Source organism: Afifella sp. IM 167 (genome assembly GCF_020144925.1).
Taxonomy (GTDB): Bacteria; Pseudomonadota; Alphaproteobacteria; order Rhizobiales; family Afifellaceae; genus Afifella.
On record NZ_NSLC01000039.1, the window covers coordinates 1 to 605 of the forward strand.

The window sequence follows — 605 nt, forward strand, 5'->3', positions numbered from 1 at the left end:
ACTTGCGCGCCTTGAGCAGATCGAAGGCCTTGCCGTAGGCGTCGCGTTCGTCGCCGGCGGCGGTCTCCGGGCTCGGCAGCGAGGGGACGCCGGCGCCGGGACCGCCGGCGGGCGTGGCCGGTCGAACCGGCGCGGGCTCGGGCTGGTTGATATCGACCGGGGCCTCGAGCGCGGCCGGCGGCTCCGGGGTCTCGGGGCGCGCGCGGGCGCCGTTGAGCCGGGCGTCGATGTCGATCGACTGCTGGCGCAACTGACGCTCGAGACGCTGGATCTCGAACTGCTGGACCTCGACCTGACCGCGCAGCGCCTGCATCTCGCTCTGCAGTTGCTGGAGCTGGAGCTCGATGTCCGAGCCACGCTGGTGTTCGATGACGCGCTCGAGCCGCGCCACCCGGTCCTCGAGCCGGGCGTCGACGGCGAGTACCGGCGCGGCGGCGGCGCTCAGCACCAGGGTGACGACGACCCCGAGGCCGCCACGAACTCTCTGCAGGACTCGCATTCGCGCCTCCTCAGTACTCGATGACCACACGCCGGTTCAGCCGCCAGGACGACTCGCTCTGTCCCGGCGAGGCCGGACGCTCCTCGCCATAACCGATCACCTCGAG

1 protein-coding gene is annotated in these 605 nt (G+C 72.1%); it reads right to left on the bottom strand.

The genetic code is table 11. The annotated features are described in order from the left end of the window. Window positions 1-499: YbgF trimerization domain-containing protein (locus CLD20_RS20030; RefSeq protein WP_304504371.1), on the bottom strand; the 499-nt coding region annotated here is incomplete at its 3' end. Window positions 500-605: the final 106 nt, after the last annotated feature.